14 protein-coding genes are annotated in these 15999 nt (G+C 73.9%); 6 read left to right on the top strand and 8 right to left on the bottom strand.

The genetic code is table 11. The features are described from left to right. Positions 1-8: 8 nt before the first annotated feature. The 5 genes from C5N14_RS02475 to C5N14_RS02495 form a co-directional block, all read right to left on the bottom strand. The gene (locus tag C5N14_RS02475; protein ID WP_117665164.1) at positions 9-1268 is read right to left on the bottom strand and encodes a sugar ABC transporter permease; all 1260 of its coding nucleotides are present in this window, start codon (positions 1266-1268) and stop codon (positions 9-11) included. Continuing rightward, positions 1265-2050 carry an ATP-binding cassette domain-containing protein gene (locus C5N14_RS02480; protein ID WP_117665165.1) on the bottom strand — a complete coding sequence of 262 codons (786 nt, stop codon included), beginning with the start codon at positions 2048-2050 and terminating at the stop codon, positions 1265-1267. The genes C5N14_RS02475 and C5N14_RS02480 overlap by 4 nt, the downstream gene beginning before the upstream one ends. Positions 2051-2082: 32 nt before the next feature. Continuing rightward, positions 2083-3174 (bottom strand): sugar ABC transporter substrate-binding protein, encoded by a 1092-nt coding sequence (locus tag C5N14_RS02485; RefSeq protein ID WP_117665166.1) that lies wholly within the window; start codon positions 3172-3174, stop codon positions 2083-2085. Between the two features lie 299 nt (positions 3175-3473). Then, entirely contained in the window at positions 3474-3953 is a 480-nt protein-coding gene (gene ybaK / locus C5N14_RS02490) for a Cys-tRNA(Pro) deacylase (protein ID WP_117665167.1), read from the bottom strand. Between the two features lie 58 nt (positions 3954-4011). Continuing rightward, the gene (locus C5N14_RS02495; protein ID WP_117665168.1) at positions 4012-5223 is read right to left on the bottom strand and encodes a methyltransferase domain-containing protein; all 1212 of its coding nucleotides are present in this window, start codon (positions 5221-5223) and stop codon (positions 4012-4014) included. A 397-nt stretch (positions 5224-5620) separates the two neighbouring features. Here C5N14_RS02495 and groES point away from each other — a divergent pair, with 397 nt between their 5' ends. Both groES and groL read left to right on the top strand, forming a co-directional pair. Continuing rightward, a complete protein-coding gene (gene groES, locus C5N14_RS02500) occupies positions 5621-5935 on the top strand; it encodes a co-chaperone GroES (protein ID WP_018222648.1) in 315 nt (104 codons plus the stop codon). 70 nt (positions 5936-6005) lie between these two features. Next, on the top strand, positions 6006-7652 hold the full coding sequence (groL, locus tag C5N14_RS02505) for a chaperonin GroEL (RefSeq protein WP_117665169.1): 1647 nt from the start codon (positions 6006-6008) through the stop codon (positions 7650-7652). Between the two features lie 153 nt (positions 7653-7805). Here groL and C5N14_RS02510 read toward each other — a convergent pair whose 3' ends face one another. After that, positions 7806-9041, bottom strand: coding sequence for a hypothetical protein (locus C5N14_RS02510; RefSeq protein ID WP_117665170.1), 1236 nt, complete (start codon positions 9039-9041; stop codon positions 7806-7808). Positions 9042-9149: 108 nt separating this feature from the next. Continuing rightward, on the bottom strand, positions 9150-9533 hold the full coding sequence (locus tag C5N14_RS02515) for a WhiB family transcriptional regulator (protein ID WP_117665200.1): 384 nt from the start codon (positions 9531-9533) through the stop codon (positions 9150-9152). A gap of 253 nt (positions 9534-9786) precedes the next feature. Here C5N14_RS02515 and C5N14_RS02520 point away from each other — a divergent pair, with 253 nt between their 5' ends. Continuing rightward, positions 9787-10605 (top strand): helix-turn-helix transcriptional regulator, encoded by an 819-nt coding sequence (locus tag C5N14_RS02520; protein WP_117665171.1) that lies wholly within the window; start codon positions 9787-9789, stop codon positions 10603-10605. 138 nt (positions 10606-10743) lie between these two features. Here the strand turns inward: C5N14_RS02520 and C5N14_RS02525 are convergent, their stop codons facing one another. Beyond that, positions 10744-11154: a DUF5319 domain-containing protein gene (locus C5N14_RS02525; protein ID WP_117665172.1), complete on the bottom strand. Its 411-nt coding sequence runs from the start codon at positions 11152-11154 to the stop codon at positions 10744-10746. Positions 11155-11386: 232 nt separating this feature from the next. Here C5N14_RS02525 and guaB point away from each other — a divergent pair, with 232 nt between their 5' ends. The 3 genes from guaB (at position 11387) to C5N14_RS02540 (ending at position 15951) form a co-directional block, all read left to right on the top strand. Next, entirely contained in the window at positions 11387-12949 is a 1563-nt protein-coding gene (gene guaB, locus C5N14_RS02530; RefSeq protein ID WP_117665173.1) for an IMP dehydrogenase, read from the top strand. A 32-nt stretch (positions 12950-12981) separates the two neighbouring features. Continuing rightward, positions 12982-14100, top strand: coding sequence for a GuaB3 family IMP dehydrogenase-related protein (locus tag C5N14_RS02535; RefSeq protein ID WP_117665174.1), 1119 nt, complete (start codon positions 12982-12984; stop codon positions 14098-14100). A gap of 369 nt (positions 14101-14469) precedes the next feature. Beyond that, on the top strand, positions 14470-15951 hold the full coding sequence (locus C5N14_RS02540; protein WP_117665175.1) for a M1 family metallopeptidase: 1482 nt from the start codon (positions 14470-14472) through the stop codon (positions 15949-15951). The last annotated feature ends 48 nt before the right edge of the window (positions 15952-15999 follow it).

Raw genomic sequence — 15999 nt, forward strand, 5'->3', positions numbered from 1 at the left:
GCACGTCGTCAGCGGGCGCCGGTGGCGGCGGACCGTCGGCGGGACAGCGCGTCCACCCCGGCGGCCAGCATCAGCACCAGTCCGGTGAAGAGGTACTTGAGGCCGGAGCTCAGATCGAGCAGACCCATCCCGTTGATGATCACCGCTACCACCGCCCCACCCAGCACCGCGTTGATCATGCGACCCTTGCCGCCGAAAAGGCTGGTGCCGCCGATCACGGCCGCTCCGACCGCGTAGAGCAGCACGTTACTGCCCCCGGTGTTCGGGTCCACCGACCTGTCCCGGCTGGCCGCGATGATGCCGCCGACCGCCGCCATCGCGGAGCAGACGACGAAGGCGGAGATCCGGATCCGGTCGACGTTGATGCCGGCGCGCCGGGCGGCCTCCCGGTTGCCGCCCACGGCCAGCAGGTGCCGGCCGTACGCGGTGCGGTCGAGCACGAAGGTCCAGAAGACCAGCAGGACGGCGATGAGCGGCACCACGATCGGCATGCCCTTGTTGGAGCTGATCAGCGGGTTGATGCTGCGCTCCTGGTTGAACACGTACACGGCGGGACCGAGGACCAGGGCCAGCGCCGCGACCCGGCCGGCGACCACGGCGACCGGCTCGGTGACCAGCCCCCGGGCCGTCCGGTCGCGGTGTCGCAGGAGTTGCGTGCCGGCGTACCCGGCGACCGCGACCCCCGCCAGCAACCAGCCGATCGGGGGCGGCACCCACCGGTTCTCGATTGCGATGATCACCTCGTCGTTGATCGCGATGTTGGTGCCCTCCCGCATCAGCAGCAGCACCACGCCCTGGAAGGCGAGGAAGCCGGCCAGGGTCACCACGAAGGACGGGATGCCGACCTTCGCCACCAGGAAGCCGAGGGTCAGGCCGATGAGGACTCCGGTGGCGACGGCGGCGAGCACCGCGACGTACCAGGGGTGGCCCAGGTCGCTGACCACCTTGGCCAGGACGGTGGCGCAGACCCCGCTGGCCACGCCGGCCGAGAGGTCGATCTCGCCGAGCAGCAGGACGAAGACCAGGCCCATCGCGATCACGGTGACCGCGGCCCCCTGGGTGAACAGGTTGGCGAAGTTGGCGGCCGAGAAGAAGACCGGCCGGACGATCGCGAACGCCAGGCAGAGCAGGACGAGGGCGGTCACGGCCGGCAGCGAGCGCAGGTCGCCGTCGCGCAGCCGGGCGAGGTAGTCCCGGAGGTGGCTGCCGACGGAGGGCCTCGGGGCGACGTCCGACGGCCCTTCCTGCTTGACGATGGTGGCGGTCATCGGACGGCTCCCCAGGTGGTGGCGTCGGATCCCGTGCCGAGGGCGCCGGAGCGGCCGGAGGTGATCAGCTCGACCACCTGGGCGTGGGTGATGTCGGTGGTCCTCACCTGGGCGACCAGTTGGCCGAGGTAGAGCGCGGCGATCCGGTCGGAGATGGCGAAGACGTCGTTCATGTTGTGCGAGATGAGCACCACGGCCAGGCCGTTGTCGGCGAGCCGGCGGACCAGCTCCAGCACCTGGGCGGTCTGCGCGACGCCCAGCGCGGCGGTCGGCTCGTCGAGGATCACCAGCCGGCTGTTCCAGAGCACCGCCTTGGCGATGGCGACGGTCTGCCGCTGCCCACCGGAGAGGCTGGCGACGTGCTGGCGCAGGAACCGCACCGTCCGGACGCCCAGGCCGGCCAGGGTCTCGGCGGCCATCTGCTCCATGGCCGACTCGTCCAGGACCAGGCCCTTGCTCCGCTCCCGGCCGAGGAACATGTTCTGCACGATGTCGAGGTTGTCGCAGAGGGCGAGGTCCTGGTAGACGACGTCGATGCCCAGGGCGGCGGCGTCCCGGGGGCTGTTGACGCTCACCGGGCGGCCCTCGAAGAGGAACTCGCCGGAGTCGGTGGGGTGGATGCCGCTGATGCACTTGACCAGGGTCGACTTGCCGGCGCCGTTGTCGCCGACCAGCGCGGTCACCTCGCCCTCGTGAACGGACAGGGCGACGTCACGCAGGACCTGGACGGGGCCGAAGCTCTTGTCGATCCCGCGCAGTTCCAGCAGGGGGGTTGCGGACACAGGTCTCCTCCGTACGAGGGTCGGCGGGCGGGTCAGCTGATCCCGGCGGCGGCACACAGCTCGGCGTACGGGTCGGTGCAGAGCCTGTCCCGGGAGACGTAGCCGTCGGCCACGACGTCCTTGACGTTCTCCTGGTAGATCGCCTTCGGCTCCAGCAGCACGGCCGGCACGTCCCGCCCGCTCTCCGGGTCCCGCACCGTCTGGCCGGTGTCCCGGCGGACGCCGTTGGCCAGCGACACGGCCAGCGCGGCGGCGGCGTCCGCCTCCTTCCGGATCGCCTTGTACACGGTCATGCACTGGTCGCCGGCGAGGATGTTGCGCAGGCCCTGCACGTCGGCGTCCTGCCCGGTCACCGGGACCTTGCCGTTGAGCTTGTTCTTCTTCAGCACCGAGATGGCGGCGTTGCCGAGGCCGTCGTTGGCGGCGAGCACCCCGTCGATCCGGCCCTCGGTCCGGGTGAGCATCTGCTCGAAGAGCACCCCGGCCTGCGCGTTGTCCCAGTCCGGCACGGGCTGGTCGGGGCCCCTGACGTACGTCCCGGAGGTGAACTTCGGTCCGAGCACCGAGTTGTATCCGGCCTTCAGCTCGGTGGCGTTGTTGTCGGTCGGCGAGCCGTTGAGGAACGCCACCACCGGGTGCTCGGCGCCCTGGTCGGCCAGGCACCGGCTCAGGCCCTCGCCCTGGAGCCTGCCGACGGCCTTGTTGTCGAAGCTGACGTAGTACTCGGCCGAGCCGCCCAGGGTGAGCCGGTCGTAGTCGATGGTGGCGACGCCCTGCGACCGCGCCCGGTCCAGCACGGCCCTGCCGGTGCCGGAGTCCAGGTTGACGATCATCAGCGCGGTGACGCCGGCGGTGAGCATCCCGTCGGCGATGGTGGAGAAGCTGGACTTGTCGCCCTGGGCGTTCTGGATGGTGTAGTCGACCCCGGCGGCCCGGAACGCCGCCTCCAGGTACCTGCGGTCCGCGCCCTCCCACCGGGCGCTGGTCCTGCTGTCCGGCAGGATCACCCCGATCTTCGGCTTTCTGTCACCGCCGCCGGCCTCCGCGCTGCCGGGGCCGCAGGCGGCCGTGCCGCCGGCGGCCAGCACGCCCACGGTGGCGAGGGTGAGGAAGCCCTTGCGCATGTGCGGGGTCCTTTCGGGGTGAAGGCGGGACGGCGGTTTGTTGTGCCCGGCAACGTATTTCGCGTGCAGGCCCGACACAAGGCCGTCGCGTTCTGAAGTCTCGTCGGCGGCAGTAACGATTCGGCAACGCCCACGACTCCCTGCCGCCCCGCCGCCGGGAGCGGCATCCCGGCCCTGTGCTGCCCGGATGTGGCCCCGGACCCGCCGCCGACCGGACCCGTCGCGCCGGCCAGTCGGGCGGCGCCGGCCAGTCGGGCGGCGCCGGCCAGTCGGGCGGCGGCGGCCTGGCGGGCGGTGGGTCAGCGGGCCGCGATCGGGGCCGTGGCGGCGTCGGTGAGGGCGATCAGGTCGGCCGGGGCGATCTGGAGCTGGAGGCCGCGCCGGCCGGCCGAGACGTAGACGGTGTCGTGGGTCAGGGCGGAGTCGTCCAGCACCGTGGGCAGGCGTCGGCGTTGGCCGAGCGGGCTGATCCCGCCCCGGACGTAGCCGGTGGCTCGTTCGGCGACCGCCCGGTCCGCCATCGTCGCCCGCTTGCCGCCGAGCGCGCCGGCCAGCGCCTTGAGATCCAGCTCACCGGTGACCGGCACCACCGCCACCGCGAGCGCGCCGTCGACCTCGGTGACCAGCGACTTGAACACCCGCTCCGGGGGCACGCCCAGGGCCGCCGCGACGAGCGCGCCGTAGTTCGGCGCGTCCGGCGAGACGTCGTACGGGTGGGTGCTGTGCCGGATCTTCCGCCTGGTCAGCAGCGCCGTCGCCGGAGTGCCCTGTCCCGCCATGCCCGACAAGCTAACCCGGCCCCGACCCCCGGGGCCACCGGTTACCCGCCTTCGGCCGTCAGTCCGCCACCGGCCGGCACAGCAGCACGGTGGGCGCGCCGGCGACCCGGGTCAGCACCAGGCTCGCCGCCTCCGGGCCGGCCAGCCGCAGGTCCCGCCGCAGCTTCTCCGGCTCCAGCGCGGAGCCGCGCTTGAGGATCTCGACCCGGCCCACCCGGCGCTCGCGCAGCAGGGCGCGTAGCCGCTTGAGCGAGAACGGCAGCACGTCGGTGACCTCCAGGCAGCGGGCGAACGGCGTCCCGCCCGGCGCGTCGGCGTACAGGTAGGCGATGGTCGGGTCGGCGAGCGTGCCGCCCAGGGCGTCGGCCAGCTCGGCGACCAGGTGGGCGCGGACCACCGCCGGATCGGGGTCGTGGACGTACCGGCGGACCGGGCCGACCGCCGCCTCGACCGCGCCGGAGCCGGTGAGCTGGTGCCGGGTGACCCCCGCGGCGCAGGTGGGGGCCGGCTCGCGCAGCAGGGTGGCGCGGCGGGGGACCTCGGCGAGCCGGCCGCACCACAGGGCGGCCTCGACCAGGTCGCCGGCCACGCTCACCCACTCCGCCTCGGCGCCGACCGGGATCAGCGCGTGGTCGAGGCCGGGGGCCACCTTGACCACGGTGTGCGGCACCCGCTCGGCCAGGCCGGTGACGAAGTCCCACGGCGGCGAGTAGGCGTTCGGATCGAAGATCCGCCGCCCGGTGCCGGCCCTGCGGCGGGCCGGGTCGCAGAAGACCGCGTCGACCCGGGTCACGTCGAACGCCGTGGCGTCGCCGCACTCCACGGTGAACGCCTCGGCCAGCCCGGCGGCCTCGGCGTTCGCCGAGGCCATCGCGGCGGTCACCGGGTCGGCCTCCACCCCGTACACCCGGATGCCGGCACGGGCGGCGGCGAGCGCGTCGGCGCCGAGGCCGCAGCCCAGGTCGGCGAGGGTGCGTACCCCGGCGGCGCGCAGCCGCTCGGCCCGCCGGGCCGCGACCACCCCCCGGGTGGCCTGCTCCAGCCCGGCGCGGGTGAGGAACATGCCGGCGGCCTCCGGCCCGAACTTGCCGACCGCCCGGCGGCGCAGCTCGGCCTGGGTCAGCGCGGCGGCGGCCAGCCCGGCGGGCACCCCGGCCGAGCGGAGCGCCGCCGCCGCGGCCAGCGGGTCGCCGCCGCCCAGCCCGGTCGCCGCGGTGAGCGCGGCCGACCCCTCGGGGGTACGCAGGGCGGCGAGCTGGTCGAGATCCACCGCTCCATTGTCCGGGTCCACCGGGAACGCCTGTCGGCGGTCGTCCCCGTCGTCCGGCCACCGTCATCGGCTCCGGGTGGGGCACCTGGCGGTCTCGGGCGGGCGGGCGGCCGCGACGTCCCGCAGCCAAAGTCGATCCTGGGCGGTACGGCGTCGACGGGCCGGTCGGGGCGACACGACGGGCGACGCGTTGGCACTCTCCTTGACGGAGTGCTAGCCACGGCATAACCTGCGATTAGCACTCTCCCATCGAGGGTGCCAGCTTCCGGGCCCCGTGCCCGGGCGCTGAACGCCAGGCGGACCGGCACCCGCGACGACGGCCCCGCCCGGTGGCATGTGGCAGATTGACGCTGGTCGGCCCCGTCGACCAGCAACGAAACCAGTACCCCAGGAGGGTATGCCCGTGACTACCGCGACCAAGGTTGCGATCAAGCCGCTCGAGGACCGCATCGTGGTCCAGGCGAACGAGGCTGAGACCACCACGGCGTCGGGCATCGTGATCCCCGACACCGCCAAGGAGAAGCCGCAGGAGGGCACCGTCCTCGCTGTCGGCCCGGGCCGGATCGACGACAAGGGCAACCGCGTGCCGATCGACGTGAAGGTCGGCGACACCGTCCTGTACTCGAAGTACGGCGGCACCGAGGTCAAGTACGCCGGCGAGGAGTACCTGGTGCTCTCCGCCCGCGACGTCCTCGCGGTCATCGAGAAGTAACCAACCGATCAGTGTCACTGCCCCGGTCCGGCTCGCCGGGCCGGGGCAGTGACGCCTCGAAGGGACATTCATGGCGAAGATCCTTAGCTTCTCGGACGACGCCCGGCACCTGCTGGAGCACGGTGTCAACGCCCTCGCGGACACGGTCAAGGTCACTCTCGGCCCGCGCGGGCGCAACGTCGTCCTGGACAAGAAGTTCGGTGCGCCCACGATCACCAACGACGGCGTGACCATCGCCAAGGAGATCGAGCTCACCAACCCGTACGAGAACCTGGGCGCGCAGCTGGTCAAGGAGGTGGCGACCAAGACCAACGACGTCGCCGGCGACGGGACCACCACCGCGACCGTGCTGGCTCAGGCGATGGTCCGCGAGGGCCTGCGCAACGTGACCGCCGGGGCCAACCCGGCCGGCCTCAAGCGCGGCATCGACGCGGCGGCCAACAAGGTCTCCGAGGCGCTGCTCGACCGGGCCGTCGAGGTCGCCGACAAGGAGTCGATCGCGCACGTGGCGACGATCTCCGCGCAGGACGCCACGATCGGTGAGCTGATCGCCGAGGCGATGGAGCGGGTCGGCCGCGACGGCGTCATCACCGTCGAGGAGGGCTCCACCCTCGCCACCGAGCTGGAGGTGACCGAGGGTCTCCAGTTCGACAAGGGCTTCATCTCGCCGAACTTCGTCACCGACGTGGAGGGGCAGGAGGCGGTCCTGGAGGACCCGTACATCCTGATCACCACGCAGAAGATCTCGGCGATCGAGGAGCTGCTGCCGCTGCTGGAGAAGGTCCTCCAGAACAGCAAGCCGCTGCTGATCATCGCCGAGGACGTCGAGGGCCAGGCCCTGTCCACCCTGGTGGTCAACTCGATCCGCAAGACCCTCAAGGTCTGCGCGGTGAAGGCCCCCGGCTTCGGCGACCGCCGCAAGGCGATGCTCCAGGACATGGCGATCCTCACCGGCGCCGAGCTGGTCGCCCCGGAGCTGGGCTACAAGCTGGACCAGGTCGGCCTGGAGGTGCTCGGCACCGCCCGGCGCGTCGTGGTCGACAAGGAGAACACCACCGTCGTCGACGGTGGCGGGCAGGCCAGCGAGGTCGCCGACCGGGTCGCCCAGATCCGCAAGGAGATCGAGGCCTCGGACTCCGAGTGGGACCGGGAGAAGCTGGCCGAGCGGCTGGCGAAGCTCTCCGGCGGTATCGCGGTCATCAAGGTGGGCGCGGCGACCGAGGTCGAGATGAAGGAGCGCAAGCACCGCATCGAGGACGCCATCGCCGCGACCAAGGCCGCCGTCGAGGAGGGCACGGTGCCCGGCGGTGGCGCCGCCCTGGCGCAGATCCTGCCGGTGCTCGCCGACGACCTCGGCCTCACCGGCGAGGAGAAGGTCGGCGTCTCGATCGTGCGCAAGGCGCTGGTCGAGCCGCTGCGCTGGATCGCCCAGAACGCCGGCCACGACGGCTACGTCGTGGTGCAGAAGGTCGCCGCCCAGGAGTGGGGCAACGGCCTCAACGCCGCCACCGGCGAGTACGTCGACCTGGTGAAGTCCGGCATCATCGACCCGGTGAAGGTGACCCGCAACGCGGTCTCCAACGCCGCCTCGATCGCCGGCCTGCTGCTCACCACCGAGAGCCTGGTGGTGGAGAAGCCGGAGAAGGCCGAGCCGGCCGCCGCCGGGGGCCACGGCCACTCGCACGGCCACGGCCACCAGCACGGCCCGGGCTTCTGACCCACGCCGTAGGACACCGTTCAGGGCACGCCGTCACCCGACGGCGTGCCCTGACGCCTTTCCCGCGCCGGCCGATGCTCACGCATGCGCCGCCCCGGTCGTTCGGCGCGCCCGGCGGCCGGTCACCCCGTGGTGGGCGGGTCCGCGGGGTGGTCACCCGATGGTGAGCGTGTCGAAGGGCGGCGGCGGCCCGAGGTACGCGACCTCCGGCGCCAGCAGCACCGCCCACGCGGGCCGGAACGCCGGTGCCCGGCGGTCCAGCTCCGGCCGGAGGTGGCTGCGCCAGGGCCCGCGCCCGTCGTCGGCCAGCCACCCGGGCCACGAGTCGTAGCGCCGTTCGAGGGTGAAGCCGCCGGCGGTCGTCTCCAGCCGTAGGAAGATCCACTGCCCGTGCGCCGGGTCGGCCTCGGCCGTCCGGAGCCGGCGGACCAGGTCGCCGGCCTGGCGGAACGCTGCCCACCCGTCCTCGCCCGGGAGGCTGGCCGGGGCCGCCTCGCCCGGGTGCTGGCTGAGCGCGGTGTCGGTGACCTGGATGAGCAGCGAGCAGCGGCCGTCGCCGGCCGGGGCCCGGCCGCGTGCCCAGTCGACGAGCTCGGTCAGCTCGGGGGTGGGCGCCGGGGCCGGGCGGGGCGCCTCCGTGGCCCGCCGCATCGCCGTCCAGACCAGCCGGTCGTGCTGGTCGTCGCTGAGCACCCGGACCCGCCGGGGCGGGGGCCCGGCCGCCGCCGCCACCGCCGGTGGCCGTCCGCCCGGGGTCAGCCCGGCCCGGGTCGCCATCGCCAGGCCGGCGGGCACGTCGACCGGGCCGGGCCGGAGCCGGCCGAGCAGCCCGTCCAGCGCGCCCGCGTCGAGGGCGCGGTCGGCCGCGGCGGCGAGCAACCGGCCGGCGGCCTCCGCCACCTCGGCCCGCTCCGCCGCCTCGTCCGCGGGTTGGTAGCCGCCCCACTCGAAGACCACCTCGCCCAGCTCCCGCCGGGCCCGGTCGTCGTCGAGCGCCGCCCCGGCGGTGTCCCGCAGCCCGTCGGGCAGCAATGGCTCCGGGTACGGCACCCGGGACCAGCCGCCGTCGTACCAGTAGGCGTAGCCGAGCTGGTCGGCCTCGGCGTGCCGGATCAGCTCGGGCCAGGGCAGCCAGGCGGGGGCCCCGGCGAGCAGGTCGAGCGGCGGGCTGACGCTCACGGTGTCGCTGTACTCGTGGTCGTAGCCGAAGAGCACCGCCCGGCCGCCCTCGACGCGCACCAGCCGCGCCCAGTTGCCCCCGTGGTCGTCGTGGTGGGCGCCGTCCGAGGCGCACCAGTAGACGTCGTCGTGGCCGAGAGTGGCGAGCGCCGAGGCGAGCGCGCCCCACCGGGCCCAGAGCGTGTCCGGATCCGCGATGTCGATCAGCATCCGATGATCCTGGCAGAACAGTGGGACATCCGCCGCCGGCCGGTACGTGACCCGACGCCGCGCCCCGGGCGGCCGGGACGCGGCGTCGGCGTGTGGCAGGCGCGGTCGTCAGGCGACGTTGCGCTGGGCCGGCATCGTGGACTTGTGCGGGCGGCCGAGGCGGGCCTCCAGGCGGGCCACGTCGACGCGGCTGTGCCGGCGGTCGGCCAGGTCCTCCCAGCCGACCGCGAGCAGCCGTAGCCGCTCCGCCTCGCTGAAGCCGCCCCAGACGCCGTACGGCTCACGGACGGACAGCGCGTGCGCGGCGCACTCGGCGCGTACGGGGCAGGCCCGGCAGACCGCCTTGGCGCCGGACTCGCGGCGCAGGCGGGAGGAGCCGCGCTCGCCGTCCGGGTGGAAGAACTGGGCGCTGTCGCGACCCCGGCAGGCGCCGAGCCGCTGCCAGTCCCAGAGGTCGACGATGGGTCCGGGCAGCCTGCGTACGTTCGACATCAGCACCCCTCCTCCCGCGCGGCACCGCGGAGACTCTCAGTTGACCGGTGTCCGGGCGGTGGGCCGCGCTGGCGCACCGATTCCGGCTCGGCTCCCGGTACCCCGGCTCTCGCCGGCTCACACTTCTGTGATCGAAAACCTCGGACAATGTGCGGCATATGCCCTAACTGTCGGAAAAGTTCGGAGGATTGCCGGGAACACCCACCCGACCCCACCCCGCCGTGGTCTGCTTCGGGTCGGAGAGGAGACCACAGTGCGTACTGTTCTCGTGTGCGTTCGGACGCCGCTCGCCGCGCAGCAACTGAACTCCGCGGCGGCCCGGCTCGGGCTGTCCGCCGCCGTCCGGACCGCCGTCTCCGATCCCGAGGTGATGTTGCGGCTGGCGGAGGGCCCGGCGGACGTGGTGCTCGCCGACACGGCGCTCACCCGGCCGGACAGCGCCGGATTCGTGCGTCGCGTGCTGGCCCGCGCGCCGCAGGCCGCGGTGCTGCTGTTCGGGGCCGAGGAGTCCGAGGCGGCTGCGGCCACCATCGGCGCCGGGGCCCGGGGACTGATCCAGGGCACCGACCACGACCTGACCAGCGCGGTGGCCAAGGCCCTGCTGCTGCTCTCCGCGCCGGGCCGGGCGACCCGGCACCGGGTGGTCGACCCGGCTCGGGACGCCGCGGCCGTCGGCGGCCAGAAGCGCCCCGCGTCGGCCGGCCGCGCCCCGAACAACCCCGTCCCGGCCTGGCCGGCGGCCCCGGAGGGGCCGGGCGGCGTGCCGGCGGTGGTGCCCGTGCAGCGGGGCGACGACGAGCCGGAGCCGACCGGCGGCGAGCCCGCGGAGCCGGCGAACGGCCGGCGGGCCGCCCCCGCCCGGGGCGCCCGGGGAGCGGTCGGCCTGACCGAGCGGGAACTCCAGGTGCTGCTCGGGATGGCCGAGGGCAAGAGCAACGCCGAGATCGGCCGGGAACTGTTCGTCTCGGAGGACACCGTCAAGACGCACGCCCGTCGGCTGTTCCGCAAGCTCGGCGCCCGCGACCGGGCGCACGCGGTGGCCGCCGGCTTCCGCGCCGGCCTGGTCGCCTGAGCGCGCCGGCAGGCCCGTTGCCCGGCCGGGGCCCGGTCCCGCGGACCGTGGCACTCGCCCGTCGGGGCCGACCCGACCCGGCTCGGCCCCGCTCGACGCCGCGCTGTCGGACGGGTACCGCGCGGGACCCGGGTCGGCTCAGGTGCCCGGTTCGGTGTCGTCCTCGGTGCCCTCGGTCAGGGTGTCGTGCACGCCGTCGGCGTAGCCGCGCGCGTAGTCCCAGGTGACGTAGTGGTCCGGATCCGGGTCGTAGGCCGGCTCGTGCACCCGGGGCCGGCCGGAGCTGAGCAGGTGGCGCAGGTTGCCCCGGAGCAGGTCCCAGTCGAAGTAGTGCGGCTCCCGGCAGTCCTCGCACTCGATCACCAGCCCGCGCACCCCGACGGGCGCCAGCAGGGCCTGGTAGATCTCCAGGTCCGCGAGGTCCTCCAGCACGTCCTGCCGCTCGACCTCGGTCAGTGGGTCGAGTGCGGCGTCGCCGTCCGGGTCGTGCAGCTCCGCCGCCGGATCGGCCGGGTCGCCGTTGAACGGGTCGATGGGCTCGTCGTGCACCCCCTCACCGTAGACCCCGTGCCCGCGTGCCGCCCGCCCCAGTCCGCCCGGTCACCCGGCGTCGGGGCAGACGGGGGCCGCCGTCACGCAGCGTCGACGACCGGGCCGGCTCCGGCGGGGGCGGCCCGGCCCGATGGGTACGATGGCACCGACGCGCCATCACCCGGCGTGCGCCGGATGCCCGCGCGCGCCGCCTCGCTGAAGCCCGCCCGACCAGCTCAGGAGAGCAATCGTGGACAATTCGCCCAGCACCGATCTGCCGGCCGGCGCCGACCACGGCGAGCTGGGCGGCCACCTGCCGGAGCTGCCCGCCGGCTCGGCCCGGGTGGTCCCGCTCGGCCTCACCTTCGACGACGTGCTGCTCCAGCCCGGCGAGTCGGACGTGGTGCCCAGCCGGGTCAACACCCGCACCCGGCTGACCCGCAACGTCGAGCTGACCATCCCGCTGCTGTCCAGCGCGATGGACACGGTCACCGAGGCGCGGATGGCGATCGCCATGGCCCGCCAGGGCGGCATCGGCGTGCTGCACCGCAACCTCTCCCTGGAGGACCAGGCGCTCCAGGTCGACCTGGTGAAGCGTTCCGAGTCCGGCATGATCACCAACCCGGTGACCGCCAGCCCGGAGGACACCCTGCGCGACGTCGACGCGCTGTGCGGCCGGTACCGGATCTCCGGGGTCCCGGTGGTCGACCGCGACGGCCAGCTCGTCGGCATCGTCACCAACCGGGACATGCGTTTCGTCTCCGAGCCGGCCACCCCGGTCCACGAGATCATGACCCGGACGCCGCTGGTCACCGCGCCCGTCGGGGTGCGCAAGGACGAGGCGCTGGCGCTGCTGCGCCAGCACAAGGTGGAGAAGCTGCCGATCGTCGACGACTCGGGCCGGCTGCGCGGGCTGATCACCGTCAAGGACTTCACCAAGAGCGAGCAGTACCCGAACGCCACCAAGGACGACGCCGGCCGGCTCCGGGTGGCCGCCGCCGTCGGCGTGGGCGAGGACGCGTACAAGCGGGCCCGTGCCCTGGTGGACGCGGGCGTGGACGTGCTGATCGTGGACACCGCGCACGGCCACCAGCGGGCGGTGCTGGACATGGTCCGCCAGCTCAAGAAGGACGTCACGATCGACATCGTCGGCGGCAACGTGGCCACGTACGCCGGGGCGAAGGCCCTGGTCGACGCCGGCGCCGACGGCGTGAAGGTCGGGGTCGGCCCGGGCGCGATCTGCACCACCCGGATCGTCGCCGGGGTCGGTGTCCCGCAGATCACCGCGATCATGGAGGCCGCGCGGGCCGCCCGCCCGGCCGGCGTCCCGGTGATCGGCGACGGCGGCATCCAGTACTCCGGCGACATCGCCAAGGCCCTCGTGGCCGGCGCCGACGCGGTGATGCTCGGCAGCCTGCTGGCCGGCTGCGAGGAGAGCCCCGGCGAGCTGATCTTCATCAACGGCAAGCAGTACAAGGCGTACCGGGGGATGGGCTCGCTGGGCGCGATGCAGTCCCGGGGCCAGGCCAAGTCCTACAGCAAGGACCGCTACTTCCAGCAGGACGTGCTCGCCGAGGACAAGCTGGTCCCGGAGGGCGTGGAGGGCCAGGTGCCCTACCGGGGGCCGCTCTCCGCCGTCGCCCACCAACTCACCGGCGGGCTGCGCGCCGCGATGGGGTACGTCGGCGCGGAGAGCATCCCCGAGCTGCACCGGCGCGGCCAGCTCATCCGGATCACCGCGGCCGGGCTCAAGGAGAGCCACCCGCACGACATCCAGATGACCGTCGAGGCGCCGAACTACCACTCCCGCTGACCGCCACCCCCTCAAGACACCTGGAGCCCCCCATGCGTGACGTGGTCGAGATCGGCCTGGGTAAGACCGCGCAGCGCGGTTACCACCTGGACGACATCGCCATCGTGCCGAGCCGCCGCACCCGGGACGTCGACGACGTCTCCACCGCCTGGCAGCTCGACGCGTACCAGTTCGGCATCCCGTGCGTGGGGCACCCCTCGGACGCGACGATGAGCCCGCAGTCGGCCGTGCGGCTCGGCCAGCTCGGCGGGCTCGGCGTGCTCAACGTCGAGGGCCTGTGGACCCGGTACGAGAACCCGACCAAGGTGCTGGAGGAGTTGGCCGCCCTGGGCGAGGACGCCCGCGCCACCAAGCGGCTCCAGGAGGTGTACGCCGAGCCGATCCGCCCGGACCTGATCGCCGAGCGGGTCCGCGAGCTGCGGGCCGGCGGCGGTACCGTGGCGGTCCGGGTCTCCCCGCAGCACACCCTGGCGCTGGCCCCGGTGATCCTCGACGCCGGCGTGGACATCCTGGTCATCCAGGGCACCATCGTGTCGGCCGAGCACGTCTCCACCACGGACGAGCCGCTGAACCTCAAGGAGTTCATCGCCGACCTCGACCTCCCGGTCGTCGTCGGCGGCTGCACCGACTACAAGACCGCACTGCACTTGATGCGCACCGGCGCGGCCGGTGTGATCGTCGGCATCGGCGGCGACGAGTGGTCGACCACCGAGTCGGTGCTCGGCATCCGGGTGCCGATGGCCACCGCGATCGCCGACGCCGCCGCGGCCCGCCGCGACTACCTGGACGAAACCGGCGGCCGGTACGTGCACCTGATCGCCGACGGGGACATCCAGACCTCCGGCGACATCGCCAAGGCGCTGGGCTGCGGCGCGGACGCGGTGATGCTCGGCGAGCCGCTGTCGCTGTGCGAGGAGGCCCCGGCGGGCGGCGCGTGGTGGCACTCGGCGGCCAGCCACCCGTCGCTGCCGCGCGGGGCGTTCGAGGTGGCCGGCGAACCGCTCGGCGAGATGGAGCAACTGCTGTTCGGCCCGGCCGACGAGCCGGACGGCCAGCTCAATCTCTTCGGCGGCCTGCGCCGGGCGATGGCCAAGTGCGGCTACCGCGACCTCAAGGAGTTCCAAAAGGTAGGCCTGGTCCTAGACCGCTGACCCCCTCCCCCCACACCCTGCACTTTCACGGAAAGAGTGGCTGTTCCGGCCGGAACAGCCACTCTTTCCGTGAATTTGGGGCGGGGTGGGGCGGGGTGGGTCGTAGGCTGCCTCCAGAGCAGGCGAGGTGAGCGATGCCCCGAGCCGGAGGGCGGCTGGTGCGGGGAGGGCCCGGACGGGTCGTCCACACCGGGTGGCCGGGGCCGGGGCCTGCTGGCCGGCTGCCTCGCCGTGGCCGCCCTCGCCGCCTGCACCGGGGCGCCCCCACCCGGCGTGACCGCTCGGTGGCCGGCGCTCGGTAGGCTGCCGCGGACGGAGCGACCGGCCGGGGTCGGGCGGGCCGGGGCCTCCGCCGGGAGGGACGACGTGATGACGCTGAGCCTGCGGGGCCCGCGCCCCGGCACCGGGTTGCTGCTGGCCGTGGCGCTCGGGTTGGCCGCCTGCTCCTCGGCGCCGACCGAGCCGCCCAAGCCGACCGAGCCGACCGCGCCGGGGGCCGCCACGTCGCCGAGCCCGGCCCGGCAGTTCAGGCCCGGCGCGGCCGGGGTGGGCGACGACTACTTCCCCCGGTACGGCAACGCCGGCTACGACGTGACCCGGTACACCGTGAAGGTCCGCTACGACCCGGCGAAGGACCAGCTGACCGGCACCACGGTCGTGCAGGCCACGGCCACCGCGGACCTGTCCTCGTTCAACCTGGACCTGGCCGGGCTGACCGTGCGGAAGGTGACCGTGGACGGCGCCCCCGCCCGGCACGTCCGCACCGGCGACGAACTGGTGGTCACCCCCGCCGCCGGGCTGACCTCCGGCAACGGCTTCACCGCCGAGATCGGCTACGACGGCGAGCCGAAGCCGCTGCGCAACGAGGCCCTCGGCGAGGGTGGGTTCCGGGCCACCTCCGACGGCGCGGTGGCCCTCGGCCAGCCCGAGTCGGCGAGCACCTGGTACCCGGTCAACGACCACCCCTCGGACAAGGCCGCGTACGACTTCGAGATCACCGTGCCGCAGGGGCTGACCGCCGTCAGCAACGGGGTGCCGCTGGGGAAGACCACCCGGGCCGGCTGGACCACCTGGAAGTGGGCCGAGCGCTCGCCCATGGCCAGCTACCTGAGCACCCTGGCGATCGGCGAGTTCCGGGTGACCCGCGCCGAGCACAAGGGCCGGCCGGTGTTCAGCGCGGTCACCACGAAGCTGCCGGAGGGCGCCGCGGACGCGTCGATCGCCCGCACCGTCGAGGTGGCCGACTACCTGGAGGGCGTCTTCGGGCCGTACCCGTTCGGCTCGTACGGCGGGGTGGTCGTCTCCGAGCCGGGCATCGGGTACGCGCTGGAGACGCAGAGCCGGCCGGTCTACTCGGCCAACTTCTTCCGCCGGGGCGAGAACACCGGGGTGGTCGCGCACGAACTGGCCCACCAGTGGTTCGGCAACAGCGTGGCGCTGGCGCGGTGGCAGGACATCTGGCTCAACGAGGGGCTGGCCACGTACGCGGAGTGGCTGTGGGAGGAGCACCGCGGCGGGCGGACGGCGCAGCAGTCGTTCGACGCGGCGTACCTCGGCGCGTCCGGTCAGGTCTGGCGGACCCCGCCGGGGAAGCCGGGGGCGGCGAACCTGTTCGGCGAGTCGGTGTACCAGCGCGGGGGGATGACCGTGCACGCCCTGCGGGCCGCCGTCGGCGACCGGGCGTTCTTCGCGCTGCTACGGACCTGGGCGGCGGACAAGCGCGACGGCAACGCCACCACCGCGGAGTTCGTCGCCCTCGCCGAGCGGGTCTCCGGCAGGCAGCTCGACGCACTCTTCGACGCGTGGCTGTACGGCACCGAGCAGCCGGCGAGGCCGGGGACGACACGCTGACCCGGGCCGCCCGCGTGGCGGCCCGGTGGATTGGCCACCCCGGCGCCG

This window comes from Micromonospora sp. MW-13 (assembly GCF_003434305.1).
Lineage (GTDB): Bacteria > Actinomycetota > Actinomycetes > Mycobacteriales > Micromonosporaceae > Micromonospora.